Here is a 15022-nt window from a genome sequence, read left to right on the forward strand (position 1 = left end):
CGTCACCAACACGTCTACTCTCGCTTGCGGTATCAACAGGAGGCGCGCCTGATGCGACTATTTTCCACCCTGGCCCTCGGACTGATCCTGATGGGTGCAAACCCCGCATTGGCCGAAGACTGGGCCGCGAAAGCCGGGAAACATTCGGTAGAGATTGAGGACTTTGAGTTCGATACCGGTGAAACCCTCCCCTCCATCACGATGAGCTATTACACGCTCGGGACGCCGCAGCGGGATGAGGAGGGCTACATCACCAATGCCGTCATGCTGCTCCACGGCACAGGCGGCAGCGGCACGTCCCTGCTGCGTCCGATGTTTGGTGATGAACTGTTCGGCCCCGGCCAGCCGCTCGACCTGGCGGAGACCTATATCATCTCCCCGGACAATCTCGGCCATGGCGATAGCTCCAAGCCAAGCGACGGGATGCGGCTCGATTTCCCACGTTACGACTATGACGACATGGTGCGCGCCCAGTACCGGATGCTGACGGAGGACGCCGGCGTCGAAAGCCTCGACATGATCATCGGCACCTCCATGGGCTGTATGCACAGCTTCGTCTGGGGGCACACCTATCCGGGCTTCGTGGAGCGTTTTGTTCCGCTCGCCTGCAACGCCATAGAGATTGCCGGGCGCAACCGCATGTTCCGGCAGATGATCATCGAAGGCTTCCAGAATGATCCGGACTATGACGACGGCCATTACGAAGACGCGTCAGAGCTTGAGACCGGGCAAAAGATCTATGCCGACGTTCTGATCCTCGCAGGCTCCAACCCCTATCGCCTGCAGGCTGAAGCACCCACGCGCGAGGCAGCTATCGAAGCCTTTCATACAGCACAGGGGAGTCTGAAGGCCCGCGCCGTCGACCCCAACGATACGATCTACCAGTTCGACGCCTCGCGCACTTACAATCCTGCCCCGCACCTGTCAGAGATCGAAGTGCCAGTCCTCTGGATCAATTCAGCCGACGACTTCATCAACCCGCCGGGCCTCGGCGATCCGGAAGCTCTCGCTGAGAAGATGCCAAACGCCCGCTTTGTCCTCATCCCGGCCAGCGAAGACACCCGCGGCCACGGCACGCACACGGCGGCTGCCATCTGGAAGGACGAGCTGACGGCGTTTCTGGAGGAGAGGGCTGACTAGCCGCACCCTATGGGACCTGGGCTGCAGCTCAAAGCGGCAGGACCGCCCTATCCGCTTTCCTTGAAGCGTCAGCGCTGATAAACGCGCGCCCCATGAGTACACTTGTGGAAAATCCGCCGAAAGCGACCGTGAAGACCCAGCCAAAAGTGGGGATCGTCTCGCTGGGCTGCCCGAAGGCGCTGGTCGATTCAGAGCGCATTATCACGCGCCTGCGCGCTGAGGGCTATGCGATCTCGCCGGACTATGCGGGCGCGGACCTTGTCCTGGTGAATACGTGCGGCTTCCTGGACAGTGCGCGCGATGAGAGCCTTGAGGCCATCGGTGAAGCCATCGAGGCGAACGGCAAGGTCATCGTGACCGGCTGCCTCGGCGCCGAGCCGGAGGTCATCCAGAAGGCGCACCCCAAGGTCCTCGCCGTGACCGGCCCTCATCAGTATGAGCAGGTGATGGACGCGGTTCATACGCATCTGACACCGCCGGCAAACGCTTTCACGGACCTCGTGCCGGAAACCGGCCTCAAGCTCACCCCGCGCCACTACTCCTATCTGAAGATCTCCGAGGGCTGTAACAATCGCTGCAGCTTCTGCATCATTCCGAAGTTGCGCGGCGATCTCGTCTCGCGCCCGATCCACCATGTCCTGACCGAAGCTGAACAGCTTGTGCGTGCAGGCGTGAACGAGCTTCTTGTGATCAGTCAGGACACGTCAGCCTATGGTCTCGACGTGAAGTACGCCCCGCAGACGTGGAAAGGCGAGGAATATGAGACGCGTTTCCTCGATCTGGCGCGCGGCCTCGGATCACTCGGCGCATGGGTGCGGATGCACTATGTTTACCCCTATCCTCATGTCGACAAGGTCATCCCGCTCATGGCTGATGGGACGATCCTTCCCTATCTGGACATCCCCTTCCAGCATGCCTCGGCCAATGTGCTGAAAGCCATGAAACGGCCCGCCAAGCAGGACCGGGTGCTGGAGCGTATCCAGCAATGGCGCCGCGACGTGCCGGGCATGACGATCCGCTCAACCTTCATCGTCGGCTTTCCGGGAGAGACCGACGAGGATTTCGAGATCCTGCTCGACTTCATCCGTGAGGCGAAGATCGACCGCGCGGGCTGCTTCAAATACGAAAACGTCCAGCACGCCGAGAGCCGCGATCTTCCGGGCCATGTGCCCGAAGAGGTCAAGGAAGAGCGCTGGCACCGTTTCATGGCGGTGCAGGCCGCCATTTCTGCCGAGAGGGCCGAAGCGCAGGTCGGCACCGTGCAGGATGTCATCATCGACGGGCCGGGCGAAGCTGACGGCGAGATGTTCGCCCGCACCAAGGCCGATGCGCCTGAGGTCGATGGCATGGTCTATCTGGACAATGCGCTCCACCTCAAACCCGGCGACATCGTCAGCGCCCGGATCACCGACGCCGACAAATACGACCTCTACGCTGAGCCAGCCTAGTTGCTGACCTCATTCCGGATACGCACTTCAGCGCCGTCCGGAATGCCAAGCTCGGCGAAGGTCCAGCTCAGCTCAACGCCATCCGGCATATAGGCTTCGCAATAGTCCTGGCGCGCGCGATAGAAGCCGACGGCGAAGCGATTGCTGCCCGTCTTGTCGACATCGGCGGCGACGAATTCCTTCGTGGTGCAGCCATTTGACGTGACCCGGGCGGTAATGGCGCTGGCGTTCACATCCACCCCCATCAGCTCCCCATAGGCATGATCGTCATCCCATTCGGCGCGCATATGCTCATCTGCATCGACGATAACGCAGCCGGCAAGAAGGAAGGCGCCAGCCAGGCCCGCCACGATGGCAGGTTTCGCGAATGTCTTGGTCATCGAAAAATTCCTTATTGACTTACGATAAACAATCGTATTGATTTTCGATAAACCGAAGTCAAGCGATATTTTGACTGGATAGAAACAAAAGAAGGAACTTGCCCATGTCCCCGCGCCTTGCCCTTGCCACCCTGGTCCTCGGCACCGTACTGGTCCTGCCCGCCGCTGGCGAAACCCGCACCTATGACGTCGCAGACTTCGATGCGATCGACGTGTCGGCCGGCATCGAAGTCACTTTCGAGACGGGTGTCTCGACCTCAGTGATTGTCGAGAATGAGGATGGGGACTTCGATGACATCATCGTTGAGTCGAAGAATGGCACGCTCACCCTGAAACGCCCGCGCCGCATGGGTTGGGGGCGCGGCCAGCGTGACTCCTATTCCGTGTCAGTCGGCACAGAGCGCCTGTCAGAGATTGAAGCGTCTTCCGGCTCACGGGTCACCGGCAACGGCCTCAGTAGCAATGGTCTCACACTCGATGTGTCGTCGGGCGCAGAGATGACAATTGGCGGCATCGTCGCCGGCAAAGTCACCACCAGCGCCTCCTCCGGCTCCCGGATGGAGCTTGAAGGCACCTGTGACACGATGGTCGCGGATGCCTCCTCCGGATCGAGCATCGCCGCAAGCGATTTCATCTGTAATGCGCTGGAGGCGGACGTCTCCTCCGGCGCCTCAATTCGCGCGCATGCCTCTGACCGCGTGGATGCTGAGGCGTCCAGCGGCGGCAGCGTGCGGGTAAAGGGCGCGCCAGCCAATGTGACGACCGACAAATCGAGCGGCGGCTCGGTTCGCGTCACCGGCTAGGTTACTTGCCGTAGCAAAATCCCAAGGGGCCTGCACAGCGATGTGCGGGCCCTCTTCATGCCCGCTTAGCTGAAATCATAATCCTCAAGCCGGAGGTCAGGATTCGGCCAGTCGAGCTTCATGTCTTCAAGCGCACCACGCACGATCCTCGCAATGGCTGCGTTGCGGCGCGTCCGGCTGTCGGCCGGAATGACATACCACGGTGCCCAGGGCGTTGAGCAGCGGTTCACCATCGTCTCATAGGCGGCCATGAATCCCGGCCAGAGCTTGCGGTCATCGAGGTCCCCGGGATTGAACTTCCAGCGTTTGTGCGGCTCGGTGATACGTTCCTTCAGACGCTCCCCCTGTTCTTCGTGGCCAAGGTGGAGCATGAATTTGAGGATGGTGACTCCGTTCTCGGTCAGCAGCTTTTCGAACTGGTTGATCTGTTCATAGCGCTGTTCAACCATATCTGCTGGCGCCAGCTCTCGCACCTTTGCAACAAGCACGTCCTCATAGTGCGAGCGGTCGAAAATACCGATGAAACCCTTTGGCGGCACCGCCTCATGCACCCGCCAGAGGTAATCACGCGCCAGCTCGTCCTTGCTGGGCGCCTTGAAGGCTTTCACCTTCATGCCAAGCGGTGAGGTCTCAGCGAAGACGTGGCGGATGACGCCGCTCTTGCCTGCCGTATCCATGCCTTGAAGGACGATAAGGAGCGCGCGCTCCTGGGTCGCATAGAGAAGATCCTGAAGCTCATCGATGGCCGCAGCGTCGGTCTTCAGGGATTTTCGTGCATGCTTCTTGTCCGGAAAAAGCTCCCGGTCATCGCTATCGCGTGAGGACAGGTCAAACGCGTCGCCCGGTGCGGCCAGGAAGCGGGCGCGAACATCGTCGATTTCAACTGTACTCATCGGGGGCTCCTTGGGGGGACAGGCAAAGAAAAAGCCGCGCCCAGAGGAGCGCGGCTTGATCGAAACTTCAAGTGCCAGAAAGGCTTAGGACGAATAGAACTCGACCACCTGCGCCGGTTCCATCTTGACCGGGTAAGGCACGTCGACCAGTTCCGGCACGCGTACCAGCGTCGCCGTCATGGCCTTCGGGTCGACCTCGATATATTCTGGAATGTCACGCTCGGGCGAACCCAGGGCTTCCAGAACGAGCGCGATGTTGCGGGACTTTTCGCGAATCTCAACGACATCGCCGGCTTTCAGACGGTAGGAGCCGACATTGGTTTTCACGCCATTCACTTTCACGTGGCCGTGATTGACGAACTGGCGGGCCGCAAAAATGGTCGGCACGAATTTCGAACGGTAGACGAACGCGTCGAGACGGGTCTCAAGCAGACCGATCAGGTTCTCTGCCGTGTTGCCCTTGAGGCGGTTGGCCTCATCATAGGTGCGGCGGAACTGCTTTTCGGTAATGTCGCCATAGTGGAACTTCAGCTTCTGCTTCGCCATGAGCTGAAGGCCATAGTCAGACGTCTTCTGACGGCGGCCCTGGCCGTGCTGACCGGGCTTGGTCGGACGCTTGTTGACGGGTGATTTGGGGCGGCCCCAGATATTTTCACCGACGCGGCGGTCGATCTTGTACTTCGCCGAGTGACGACGTGACATGCTAGTCTTCCTTTTTCGACGTGGGCCGGTGAAGCGTCCCTTGCGAGCTTCACGATTTCAACGGCGGCGCCACACCATCCCGTCCTGAAGCGGCGGGTTAAATGTCAAAAGCGCCGCGCGGTCAAGAGCCGGCGCTGCGTTGCTGCTGGCGCTGCTGACCGCCGCCCCCGCCACTGCGATTGCGATTCCGGTTGCGCGAACGCGGCTTACGCTTGCGATCCGCGCCCTTGACGGGATCAAAGTTGCGTCCCTTTTCGCCGTCACTGCTGTCCGGCGCTTCAGGCTGCACACCCTCAACCGGAATCTTTGTGCCGATCAGCTTCTCGATATCGCGTAGCAGCTTGCGCTCCTCACCATCGCAAAGCGTGATTGCCGTCCCGCTCTCGCCGGCCCGGGCCGTCCGGCCGATCCGGTGGACATAGGATTCCGGCACATTAGGCAGTTCATAGTTCACAACATGGCTGACCTGATCGATATCGATCCCACGTGCGGCGATATCCGTTGCCACCAGGACGGTAAGCTTGCGCGCCTTGAAGGCGTCGAGCGCCTTGGTGCGCTGGTTCTGGCTCTTATTGCCATGGATGGCCGCCGAGGCGAGCCCGGCCTGTTCCAGATGCCGGGCGACACGGTCAGCCCCGCGTTTGGTACGGGTGAAAACGATAGCGCTGTCGACCGCTTTGGCGCGCAGGATATCGGTCAGCACATCGCGCTTTTGCGTATGCGGCACAAATCGAACCGTCTGGTCGATCCGCTCTACCGGTGTGGAAACCTGCGCCACCGCAACATTGACCGGATCCTTCAGGAACTGGTCGGCCAGCGCGCGGATATCCTTCGGCATGGTGGCTGAGAGCAGTGCCGTCTGGCGCGTCTTGGGCAGCTGCTGCAGCACTTTCCGGATCTGCGGCAGGAAGCCCATGTCCATCATGTGGTCGGCCTCATCGAGGACGACTGTCTGCACATCGTCGAAACGAACGGCATTCTGCGCCTTGAGGTCCAGAAGGCGGCCCGGGGTGGCGACAAGAATATCGACCCCTTTTTCGAGGGCGCGGATCTGTTTGGAGATTTTCAATCCGCCAACAACCACAGTCTGCGAAAGGTGGGAATGCTTGCCATAGGTGCGCACGCTCTCCTCGATCTGCGCCGCAAGCTCTCTTGTCGGCGCCAGGATGAGCGCGCGGCAAGTTTTCGGCGACGGACGTGTTCCCATGCTGGCGAGGCGATGCAGGACGGGCAGCACAAATGCCGCCGTCTTGCCGGTTCCCGTCTGGGCGGTACCGAGTACGTCCCGGCCTTCCATCATGGCAGGGATGACCTGCGCCTGGATTGGTGTGGGGGCGGTGTAGCCTTCGGCCGAAAGGGCACGAAGAAGGGGATCGGCAAGGCCGAGGTCTTTGAAATCGGTCAAGAATGTCTCTTTTCAATATCTGCCCGGCCCGCACCCTTCAAAGGCTGCAGGCAGGCGCTAAAACGTGTCCACGGGCAGGCGCATCCTGCTCGAGGTATGTGTTGAGCGCTGATCAGGGCTTGAATTCGTCAGGCAACGATCGGTTTAGGAAAGTCGCGCGACCGGGGCCGACTGGCCGTCCGGTCTCATGATCGATGCCTGAGGCGTCTGGGTGCTCAGATAAGCGATCGCAGGCAAAGCGCAACCCGAATTGTGCTGCAGCGCAAAATATCCCGCCTAGACGCCGTCTGCCTCGGAATCGAGATAATCGGCCATCCGCGTCTTGTCGGCGCGCTGAAACGCCCACGCCCAGAGGGTCAGGGTGATAAAGGCGATAAGCAGAAGCGTGCCCATAATGACGGCAAGCCAGCCTGGAATCGCCCCGATATGTGCGCGCTCCAGGGCCTGCTGGATGGAGCTCGCCTCAATCGGATGAATCCAGATTTTTGCGAGATAGGCCGCATACTGGATAATGAATATCCAGAGATAGTTGCGGCGCAACCGCTGGCCCATCGCCCGGAAGGACGAGATACGATGGCGCGGATGAATATAGTCGTCAGACAGCGCCGTTCCCCTGTCCTGCGGGATCTGCGCCCCCTGCCCCCGCAGGATCGGCACCATCACCGCCATCTCAAGAAGACGCGCGCGGAACTTCCACACCATGAAATAGCGATACCGCCGGGCCTCCAGGAAGAGGAACATGACCGTCAGCATTCCCACCAGCACAATGGGAAGCGGAGATGCGGTAGCGCTGGCAAAACTGACGGAGAGCGCGATGCCGGTGGACACCACAGCCCAGTTCGTCGTCATGTCGAGACGCTGGCGCCAGATGGTGGAACGGTAGACTTCGGCGCGATAGAGGTGCGCCAGCGCGCCGATCTCTTTTGCGCCGACTATTGGCTCATCCGTTTTATCAAGGACTTCATTGTCTGACATGGCGGGACCATAGGGTGCTTCGCAAGCGCCGTCACCCGGCAGAAACGAATACTGCGCAGCCAATTTGAGCTTCCCTGGAAAAGCTTATCCCACTCCCAACGGCCCCTGGATAACGACGTTTGAATTTTTACAACTTCCCCATTGACCACAGCTGTAATCGAATCTATCGACTACACTCGTAGTCAAAAGAGGCCGCGCCATGCAGATCGCACCTGCCGAACTGGAAATCATGAATGTGCTTTGGGAACAGCCCGGACTCGGCGCGAGCGAGATCGCGGAAGTCCTAGCTTCGGACAAGAACTGGAATATCCGCACCATCAAGACGATGCTTGGCCGTCTGGTTGAAAAAGGTGCGCTTGAGACCGAGGCGGAAGGCCGCCGGTATCTCTACCGGCCGCTGGTCAAGCGAGGCGACTATCGCCGCAAGGAGGCGCGCCAGTTCGTGGACCGAATGTTTGGCGGGCGTGCGGCCCCGCTCGTGGCACATCTGGCTGATGGCAAGGGCCTTAGCGAAGAAGATATCGCCGAACTTGAAGCGCTTCTGGGGGAGCTGAAGAAATGAGCGTTCTTAACGATTTTCACCCACTGATCCTCACCAGTCTCCAGACAAGTCTGGCCGTCGGGGTGCTTTTTGGCCTTGTCCTGCTCGTGCGCCGGCCATTCGCCCGCCAGTTCGGTGCGAAAGCCGCCTACGCACTCTGGCTTGCGCCTGTCGCCCGCCTTTTCATGCCTCCGCTGCCTTCCAACTGGTCGCTCTTCGGCCTGCTGGCCCCAGGGGAGCCCGCAGCAACCGCACCCACAGTCATGGAACTGCACCACCGTCCCGAGGCCGTCTCTCTCCAGACCGCCAGCTCAGGCTATAGCGCGCAGATTGCGGAGGTTCCGCCCGCGCCGCCTGCAATGCCAGTCTCACCAGCGCAGCCGGACCTCGCAGATCCTGGCCTGCTCGATGCGGTCACCGGCGTGCTCCCTCACATTATCCTCCCCGTCTGGATTGCCGGGATGCTGCTCATGCTGGGCGTCGCCTGGCGCAGGCAGACCGTCTTTCACCGCCTGATTGCCGGCGATTCCGATGCAGCCTCGCAGGAGGTCACCTCGCTCGCAGATCAGATCGCTGGCGAGCTAGGTGTGAGACGCGCTTTCGATGTGCGCACCAGTCTCCTCAGCGGCAGCCCTCTGGTCACCGGCCTCGCCAGACCCACCATCCTTCTGCCGGCATGGTTTGAAGATGACTACACACCGCGCGAACGGCGCGACGCGCTCACCCACGAGCTCATGCACGTAAAGCGCAATGACCTTCTTGCCCTGCAGGCCGCCCAGCTTGTGCTGGCCCTGCAGTGGTTCAACCCACTGGCTCACCTCGCCATGCGGGCTTTCCGCGTGGATCAGGAGGCAGCTTGTGACGCCGATGTGCTTCGGGCGGGAACATCATCGGCGTTCTCCTATGGCCAGACCCTCGTCAAGGCAGCGCGCCTTGCGGGTCCGGCCGATGGCGCCTTTCGCGGCGCCAATCTCACCCTGACGCATCCGATAAAAGAAAGACTGATACTGATGCAGAACTCCGCCCCTACGCTCCGCCGCCGTCTGCTCGGCTCGACACTGGCCATCACGCTCGGCTCCGCCGCAATTGTCGTCACCGCTTCCTGCGCAGCCTCGGCCGCGCCCCTGCAAACCTCCGAAGAGGAACTCGCTGGCGGCGCCCGGCACACAGAGAGCAGTTCCCACAGCTATAGCTACAGCCATACCACCAGCTACAGTGACGATGAGACCGAGCGCCAGTTCGTCGTGCTCAGCGATCCGTTTGAGAAGCTGGAGCCGCGCCTTGAAAAGCTCGATTCACTCGACCTCTCGGACCTGGAGGAAGAGATTGAGAAACTGTCTCTGGAAATGAGCGGCATGGGCGAGTTTGAGGAGATGAAGGAACTGGAAGGCCTCCACGTGCTCGGCCAGCTGAGCGCCCTGGAAGACCTCGGTGACATGAATGGGGTCATCGACCTCAGCGGTCTGACGCTCGATCTCGACCTGACCGCCTCGGACCTCGAAAAGTTCGGCATCGAAACCGTGGAGACGGACAGCGGCGTCAAGCTCATCATTCCGGGTCACGAAATCAATCTCTCGAAAGTCGGCGAAGGCTCCTTCAGCCTGCAGATGGACGAGATTGAGGCTCTCGTCGACCATGCAGAAGATCGCGCCGACGCCATGCAAGACGCCCTTGAGGAACGGATCGAGGCGCAAGTGGAATCGCGCGCAGCCCGTATGGAAGCGCTTGCGGAGCAGATGGAGCTGCGCATCGAAGCGGCGTTCGAGAACAACCTTGAGGAAGACCTCGAACTTGCCGGCGACATCATCGAGGAAATGGCCGACCAGTGTGAGGAGCGTGAGCCGGACCTCACCACCCCCACCCTCATCAGCTTCACCAGCGGGAAAGGCGAGACCTATCGCGCGCTCTGCGTAAGCGGCCCTCACAGCCGCCTGCAGGATGCGGACGTTGTCAGTTTCGTCGAAGACAACCCTCGGCTGACTGAACGGGAAAAGACCCGGTTCGCTGAGAACCGCGCCAACACCTATCATTATTCCTGGTCCCGGGATTAATCTCACTCACACACGAGACATCCTGGACAGGATAGAAGGCCCTTGCCGTTGTTACCCCGGCAGGGGCCTTCGTTTGGAAAGCTGGATGCACGCAGCTGGCCTTCAGTCTAGGCCTCCAGCAGCCGGGCCACAACATCGGGAAGCTCGCCCCTTTGCGCCCGCCCCAGCGCCGCGAACACGATGAGGTGCGTGAACCCGTCACTAATCTCTCCTTCAAGACACATCGTCACCAGCTCCGCAAAAGACACCCGCCGGATCGACAGCTCTTCAGAGGGCTCAGGATGCGCCTCGCCTTCGGTCAGCCCCCAGGCGATATAGCCAATGGCCTTCTCGTCACTCACCGAATTCGAGAGGTGCCAGCGCCCGACCTCATGCCAGTTCTCTGCGGTAAGGCCGGTCTCTTCAGCCAGTTCCCGCCTCGCCGCATCCAGTGGAGCGTCCGCCATCGGCCCGCCGCCTTCAGGCAGTTCCCAGCTATAGGCGTCAAATGGAAACCGGTGCTGCCCGACGAGCCAGGTATGGCCTGTGCCGTCGATGGGCAGCACGCCTATCGCACGATTGGCATATCGCACGACGCCATAGATGCCGTCACTGCCGTCTGGATGGGTGACCGCACTCGTTTCAACCCGGATCCACGGATTCTCATAGGAAACGTCCGTGCTGCGCACCGTCCATGGGCCGTTTGTTTTAGGGAGTTCGCTATCGTCTGCCATGTAATGGCCCTAGGCGACCGCGCCCCTGTAGGGAAGGGCCGACCAGGCAAAAGGCTGGCGAAAAGCCGACAATCGGCCTAAGCCCGCAAACATGAGCTGGGTCAGCGGTCTCATCATTCTTTTTGCCACGCTGGTGACAGCTTTCATCTCCGGCATCTTCGGTATGGCGGGCGGGCTCATTCTCATGGGCGTGCTCACCGCGATCCTGCCCGTGGCGAGTGCCATGATCGTGCACGGGGCCATACAGATGATCTCGAATGGCTGGCGGGCCTGGCTGCTGCGCGGCCATATCGACTGGACCATCTTCGCGCGCTACGCGGCCGGGTCCTTCGGCGCCGTGCTTCTTCTTGTTCTGCTTGCCTGGCGCCCGGACAAGACCATCGTCTACCTGCTCCTGGGCCTCACCCCTCTCATGGTCTGGGTCCCGCGCACCGTTGTGGATCTCGACATCCAGAAGCGCGGCCAGGCCGAGGTCGCAGGCTTCATCGTGCAGGCACTGAATACGCTGGCCGGGGTCGCAGGCCCGCTGCTCGATCTGTTCTTTGTGCGCACCGATATGACGCGGCAAACCATTGTTGGCACGAAAGCGGTCACCCAGGTGCTGGCCCACCTCGTAAAGATTGCCTTCTGGAGCCTCCCTGTTCTTGCCGCCACCGGCAACATCGACATACCGCCGCTCTGGCTTTTCGCCCTCGCCATCCCCCTTTCGATGAGCGGCACGTGGCTTGGGGGCCTCGTTCTGGAGCAGATGAGCGACGTGAACTTCAAACGCTGGATGCGCTGGCTGGTAACGGGCATCGGCCTCGTCTACCTGGCACGCGCCGCCGGCTTACTCTAGCGCACACGAAAACGCCGGCACCTAAAGGGTGCCGGCGCTTCCTGCCTTTATGGCAATCGCAGCGGACTAGAACTTGTAGCCAGCCGAGAACATCGCCGCATGGGTGTCGGTATTGCCAAAGCCATACCAGGTATATTCGCCACGCAGGTTCCAGTTGTCGGTCAGGGCATATTCGAGACCGCCGCCAAGCGCTGCGCCGTCTTCTGAGTCCTCGATCGTGGCGAGCGTCGTGCCGCCCGGCGTCTGGACTTCGGCATCAAGGTCGATGAAGGCATAGCCCGCGCGGCCAAACGCATCGAGGCGTTCGGTGACCGGCACTTCCGCCTTGCCATAGATGCCGACGAGATAGTTGAGACCGATATCGCCCGACCCGGCGATCAAGTCGTTGAAGTCGCCGTCATTATTGTCGTCGAGATCGAACTCGTCCTCATCGACATTATAGTCGAACTCACCGTCATCGACGCCGGTGGTGATGTCGGATTCAAGGCTGAACCAGTCATTGAACTGATAACCGGCCCGCGCCGTGATGGCATCGGTATCGACGCCGCTATCGGCACCATCCGGCTGGATGTCGAGATAGCTATAGCCACCTTGCAGATAGAAGCCCTGGTCCTCGGAGTAGGCTTGTGCCGAAGCGGATCCGGCTGCGGCGATCATTGCACCTGCTGCAGCGGTGCCAATAAGCATGGTCTTCAACATGGGAGGTTTCCTTCGTTTTATAACTCTACGCTCCGGTTCATGTCCGGAACGGAGAAGGAAACGACGGCATTTGAGAGGCGTTCCTGCACTTCAGACACCCGGCTGCACGTGTGGCAAACAAGCATCACTTTCTGTAATTTAATTTATTATTTTCAAAAGGTTAAAAGCAGCCAGGCGCCTTATTTGCAACACATTTCCAGCGCCGTGTTTATGTCCCTAAACGGAGCATCCATCGCAGGGCGCTGCGGCGGCCGAACACCCGCTCTTAACCGCGCCGCGACCGAAAAAAATCCCTCAAAAGCTGGCCCGCCTCGTCAGCGTGTGAGCGGTCCTGACAGACTTCCGGGCGCCAGTGGCAGGTCGGCTGATCGAAGAAGCGCGGCCCATGTATCACGCCGCCCCCTTTGGGATCCTCCGCTGCAAAGACCAGCCGGCCAATCCGGGCGAAGGAAATCGCCCCCGCGCACATGGCACAGGGTTCAAGCGTCACATAAAGCGTAAGCCCCGTGAGGCGGTAATTGCGCCGGCTCATGCCAGCTTGCCGGATCGCCACGATCTCGGCATGCGCGGTCGGGTCATGAATACCGATCGGGCCATTGCGCCCTTCTGCGATAACTTCCCCGGTCTCAGGCTGAACGACCACCGCCCCTACTGGCACCTCGCCGGCGGAGGCTGCCTCGCGCGCCAGTTCCATCGCCCGCGCCATATGATCGGTGTCTGTCTTCATGTGTCGCTCATACAGCCGCTCCCGCTTTTCGCCACCCCCGCATGGTGCTAAGCGCCACAGCCATGCGGATCATATCTGGAAAATTCAAAGGGCAGGCCATCGCCGCGCCAGCCGGCCGCGATACCCGCCCCACTTCGGACAGGGCACGCGAGAGCCTGTTCAACGTGCTGGCCCACGCCGCCTGGGCGCCGGAGCTTGAAGGCGCCCGCATCATCGACCTTTTCGCAGGCTCGGGCGCGCTTGGCTTCGAAGCCATGTCACGCGGGGCCGCCTTCTGCCTGTTCGTCGAAACCGACAGCGCCGCGCGCGGGACGATCCGCAACAATATCGAGAGCTTCCAGCTTTTCGGGAATACGCGCATTCACCGCCGCAGCGCGACCGACCTCGGCCCCAAACCCGCAGGCGTCGGCGCGCCATTCACCATCGCCTTCATGGACCCGCCCTATTTCAAGGATCTTGTGGCGCCCTGTCTCAAAACCCTCACCGGCGGCAACTGGCTGGATCCGGACGCGCTGATCGTGGTCGAGACCGACGCCAAGGAAAGCTTCGAGCATGACGGCTTCGACATTGTGGACACGCGCGAGGCCGGCAAGGCACGCCTTACCATGCTGAAACTGGCCAGCATCTAGACGTCCAGAAATGCCTCGTGAATATCGATGCTTGAACATTTACCGACACTGCCGTGACACGCCTCCAGCCAGTTCTCGGCGTCGGCACGGCCCTTTTCACGCAAGTCATTCAGGAAACGCCAGCTGGTATCGTATTTCGTCTCAAGCCCGAGATCACGCAGAACCTCGCCGCCGCGGATCGCGTGGATATTGAGATTGCGATACTGGCTGCGGACCGCCTTGTTGAGCAGGCTTTCATTGAGGAGTTTCTGGACAAAGGCGATTGAGCGAAGCTCCCCCATAAGCGAGGCATTGAAGGTAATCTCGTTCAGCCGGTCCTGTATCTCCCCGGCGGTCCGGGGCGTGCCATCGCGCCGGATGGGATTTAAAGTCACCAGAACAATGTCATTCGGCGCCTTGGCATAGAAAAGCGGGAACAGGGACGGGTTGCCGAGATACCCCCCGTCCCAATAGGGCGTGCCCTCGATCTCCACCGCCTTGAAAGTCTGCGGCAGGCAGGCCGAGGCAAGGACGGCATCGATCGTGACGTCCTCATCGCGGAAGATGCGCACCCGGCCCGTCTCGACATTGGTCGCAGCAATAAAAAGCTGCACGCCTGAGCGCCGCACAGCCTCGAAATCAATCGTGCGTGTGACAGCATCCTTCAGTGGATTGAGGTCGAAGGGGTTGAGATCATAGGGGCTCAAAAAGGCTGACATTGCCGATGCGAAACTATGCGGGCTCCAGGCTGTGAACGGATTGGACGGCAGGAAATCGGCAGCGCCCGACTTTGACGGCAGGCTGTTGAAGACCGCGCCCTTGCTAGAGACGGCTTTCCAGAACGCCTCGAGGGCCTCCCTGCCGCCTTGCCGGCCTCCAGTCGCCAGCCCCGACAGATAGGCAGCCGCATTCATCGCGCCGGCTGAGGTCGCTGTGATCGCCTGGATATCCAGCGTTTCGCACTCGCTTAGCCGCTCAAGCACGCCCCATGTGAACGCGCCGTGTGCCCCACCGCCCTGCAGGGCAAGGCTGACGGGTTTTGCCTTTGCAGGGGATCGCGCCATAGAAGCTCCTCTTGATATCTCGCTAGTCTGACGCA

At 60.8% G+C, this 15022-nt stretch carries 16 protein-coding genes; 7 read left to right on the forward strand and 9 right to left on the reverse strand.

Translation table 11 applies throughout. The annotated features are described in order from the left end of the window. Nucleotides 1-51: 51 nt before the first annotated feature. Both ABNU55_RS13220 and rimO read left to right on the forward strand, forming a co-directional pair. Complete coding sequence (locus ABNU55_RS13220) at nucleotides 52-1140, forward strand: alpha/beta fold hydrolase (RefSeq protein WP_290751434.1); 1089 nt, start codon at nucleotides 52-54, stop codon at nucleotides 1138-1140. 92 nt (nucleotides 1141-1232) lie between these two features. Then, nucleotides 1233-2588 carry a 30S ribosomal protein S12 methylthiotransferase RimO gene (gene rimO, locus ABNU55_RS13225; RefSeq protein ID WP_290751431.1) on the forward strand — a complete coding sequence of 452 codons (1356 nt, stop codon included), beginning with the start codon at nucleotides 1233-1235 and terminating at the stop codon, nucleotides 2586-2588. Here rimO and ABNU55_RS13230 read toward each other — a convergent pair. Next, nucleotides 2585-2968, reverse strand: a complete 384-nt coding sequence (locus ABNU55_RS13230; RefSeq protein ID WP_290751429.1) for a hypothetical protein — start codon at nucleotides 2966-2968, stop codon at nucleotides 2585-2587. The two genes, rimO and ABNU55_RS13230, sit on opposite strands and share 4 nt — an antisense overlap. 104 nt (nucleotides 2969-3072) lie before the next feature. Between ABNU55_RS13230 and ABNU55_RS13235 the strand changes: the two genes are divergently transcribed. Further along, entirely contained in the window at nucleotides 3073-3771 is a 699-nt protein-coding gene (locus ABNU55_RS13235) for a DUF2807 domain-containing protein (protein ID WP_290751427.1), read from the forward strand. A gap of 65 nt (nucleotides 3772-3836) precedes the next feature. On the opposite strand, the gene ABNU55_RS13240 is transcribed toward ABNU55_RS13235, so the two are convergent. The 4 genes from ABNU55_RS13240 to ABNU55_RS13255 all read right to left on the reverse strand — a co-directional run bounded on the left by ABNU55_RS13240 (nucleotide 3837) and on the right by ABNU55_RS13255 (nucleotide 7746). Next, nucleotides 3837-4664 (reverse strand): PPK2 family polyphosphate kinase, encoded by an 828-nt coding sequence (locus ABNU55_RS13240; protein ID WP_290751425.1) that lies wholly within the window; start codon nucleotides 4662-4664, stop codon nucleotides 3837-3839. Between the two features lie 84 nt (nucleotides 4665-4748). Continuing rightward, a complete protein-coding gene (gene rpsD, locus ABNU55_RS13245) occupies nucleotides 4749-5366 on the reverse strand; it encodes a 30S ribosomal protein S4 (RefSeq protein ID WP_290751422.1) in 618 nt (205 codons plus the stop codon). A 121-nt stretch (nucleotides 5367-5487) separates the two neighbouring features. Beyond that, nucleotides 5488-6771: a DEAD/DEAH box helicase gene (locus ABNU55_RS13250; protein WP_290751420.1), complete on the reverse strand. Its 1284-nt coding sequence runs from the start codon at nucleotides 6769-6771 to the stop codon at nucleotides 5488-5490. A gap of 276 nt (nucleotides 6772-7047) precedes the next feature. Next, a complete protein-coding gene (locus ABNU55_RS13255) occupies nucleotides 7048-7746 on the reverse strand; it encodes a DUF2270 domain-containing protein (RefSeq protein WP_290751417.1) in 699 nt (232 codons plus the stop codon). 199 nt (nucleotides 7747-7945) lie between these two features. On the opposite strand from ABNU55_RS13255, the gene ABNU55_RS13260 reads away from it, so the two are divergent. Next, entirely contained in the window at nucleotides 7946-8308 is a 363-nt protein-coding gene (locus tag ABNU55_RS13260) for a BlaI/MecI/CopY family transcriptional regulator (RefSeq protein ID WP_348764405.1), read from the forward strand. Next, complete coding sequence (locus ABNU55_RS13265; protein ID WP_348764406.1) at nucleotides 8305-10338, forward strand: M56 family metallopeptidase; 2034 nt, start codon at nucleotides 8305-8307, stop codon at nucleotides 10336-10338. Before ABNU55_RS13260 ends, ABNU55_RS13265 begins: the two co-directional genes overlap by 4 nt. Before the next feature lie 107 nt (nucleotides 10339-10445). Here the strand turns inward: ABNU55_RS13265 and ABNU55_RS13270 are convergent, their stop codons facing one another. Beyond that, nucleotides 10446-11051: an NUDIX hydrolase gene (locus tag ABNU55_RS13270; RefSeq protein WP_348764407.1), complete on the reverse strand. Its 606-nt coding sequence runs from the start codon at nucleotides 11049-11051 to the stop codon at nucleotides 10446-10448. 91 nt (nucleotides 11052-11142) lie between these two features. On the opposite strand from ABNU55_RS13270, the gene ABNU55_RS13275 reads away from it, so the two are divergent. Beyond that, entirely contained in the window at nucleotides 11143-11889 is a 747-nt protein-coding gene (locus tag ABNU55_RS13275; protein ID WP_348764408.1) for a sulfite exporter TauE/SafE family protein, read from the forward strand. A gap of 66 nt (nucleotides 11890-11955) precedes the next feature. Here the strand turns inward: ABNU55_RS13275 and ABNU55_RS13280 are convergent, their stop codons facing one another. Further along, nucleotides 11956-12588 (reverse strand): porin family protein, encoded by a 633-nt coding sequence (locus ABNU55_RS13280; RefSeq protein ID WP_348764409.1) that lies wholly within the window; start codon nucleotides 12586-12588, stop codon nucleotides 11956-11958. A gap of 265 nt (nucleotides 12589-12853) precedes the next feature. Continuing rightward, nucleotides 12854-13315, reverse strand: a complete 462-nt coding sequence (locus tag ABNU55_RS13285) for a nucleoside deaminase (protein WP_348764410.1) — start codon at nucleotides 13313-13315, stop codon at nucleotides 12854-12856. A 62-nt stretch (nucleotides 13316-13377) separates the two neighbouring features. On the opposite strand from ABNU55_RS13285, the gene rsmD reads away from it, so the two are divergent. After that, complete coding sequence (gene rsmD / locus ABNU55_RS13290) at nucleotides 13378-13944, forward strand: 16S rRNA (guanine(966)-N(2))-methyltransferase RsmD (RefSeq protein WP_348764411.1); 567 nt, start codon at nucleotides 13378-13380, stop codon at nucleotides 13942-13944. Here rsmD and ABNU55_RS13295 read toward each other — a convergent pair. Further along, nucleotides 13941-14987 (reverse strand): patatin-like phospholipase family protein, encoded by a 1047-nt coding sequence (locus tag ABNU55_RS13295; RefSeq protein ID WP_290751398.1) that lies wholly within the window; start codon nucleotides 14985-14987, stop codon nucleotides 13941-13943. The genes rsmD and ABNU55_RS13295 overlap by 4 nt on opposite strands. Nucleotides 14988-15022 lie beyond the last annotated feature (35 nt).

The sequence above is a fragment of the uncultured Henriciella sp. genome, from assembly GCF_964005855.1.
Taxonomy (GTDB): Bacteria; Pseudomonadota; Alphaproteobacteria; order Caulobacterales; family Hyphomonadaceae; genus Henriciella.

Bases quoted from the DNA above. Each gene is read 5' to 3' on its own strand.
- ABNU55_RS13265 (WP_348764406.1), top strand. From the start codon at position 8,305: ATGAGCGTTCTTAACGATTTTCACCCACTGATCCTCACCAGTCTCCAG.
- ABNU55_RS13240 (WP_290751425.1), bottom strand. From the start codon at position 4,664: ATGAGTACAGTTGAAATCGACGATGTTCGCGCCCGCTTCCTGGCCGCA.
- ABNU55_RS13280 (WP_348764409.1), bottom strand. From the start codon at position 12,588: ATGTTGAAGACCATGCTTATTGGCACCGCTGCAGCAGGTGCAATGATC.
- ABNU55_RS13275 (WP_348764408.1), top strand. From the start codon at position 11,143: ATGAGCTGGGTCAGCGGTCTCATCATTCTTTTTGCCACGCTGGTGACA.
- ABNU55_RS13295 (WP_290751398.1), bottom strand. From the start codon at position 14,987: ATGGCGCGATCCCCTGCAAAGGCAAAACCCGTCAGCCTTGCCCTGCAG.
- ABNU55_RS13260 (WP_348764405.1), top strand. From the start codon at position 7,946: ATGCAGATCGCACCTGCCGAACTGGAAATCATGAATGTGCTTTGGGAA.
- ABNU55_RS13255 (WP_290751417.1), bottom strand. From the start codon at position 7,746: ATGTCAGACAATGAAGTCCTTGATAAAACGGATGAGCCAATAGTCGGC.
- rpsD (WP_290751422.1), bottom strand. From the start codon at position 5,366: ATGTCACGTCGTCACTCGGCGAAGTACAAGATCGACCGCCGCGTCGGT.
- ABNU55_RS13285 (WP_348764410.1), bottom strand. From the start codon at position 13,315: ATGAAGACAGACACCGATCATATGGCGCGGGCGATGGAACTGGCGCGC.
- ABNU55_RS13235 (WP_290751427.1), top strand. From the start codon at position 3,073: ATGTCCCCGCGCCTTGCCCTTGCCACCCTGGTCCTCGGCACCGTACTG.
- ABNU55_RS13230 (WP_290751429.1), bottom strand. From the start codon at position 2,968: ATGACCAAGACATTCGCGAAACCTGCCATCGTGGCGGGCCTGGCTGGC.
- rsmD (WP_348764411.1), top strand. From the start codon at position 13,378: ATGCGGATCATATCTGGAAAATTCAAAGGGCAGGCCATCGCCGCGCCA.
- ABNU55_RS13270 (WP_348764407.1), bottom strand. From the start codon at position 11,051: ATGGCAGACGATAGCGAACTCCCTAAAACAAACGGCCCATGGACGGTG.
- rimO (WP_290751431.1), top strand. From the start codon at position 1,233: ATGAGTACACTTGTGGAAAATCCGCCGAAAGCGACCGTGAAGACCCAG.
- ABNU55_RS13220 (WP_290751434.1), top strand. From the start codon at position 52: ATGCGACTATTTTCCACCCTGGCCCTCGGACTGATCCTGATGGGTGCA.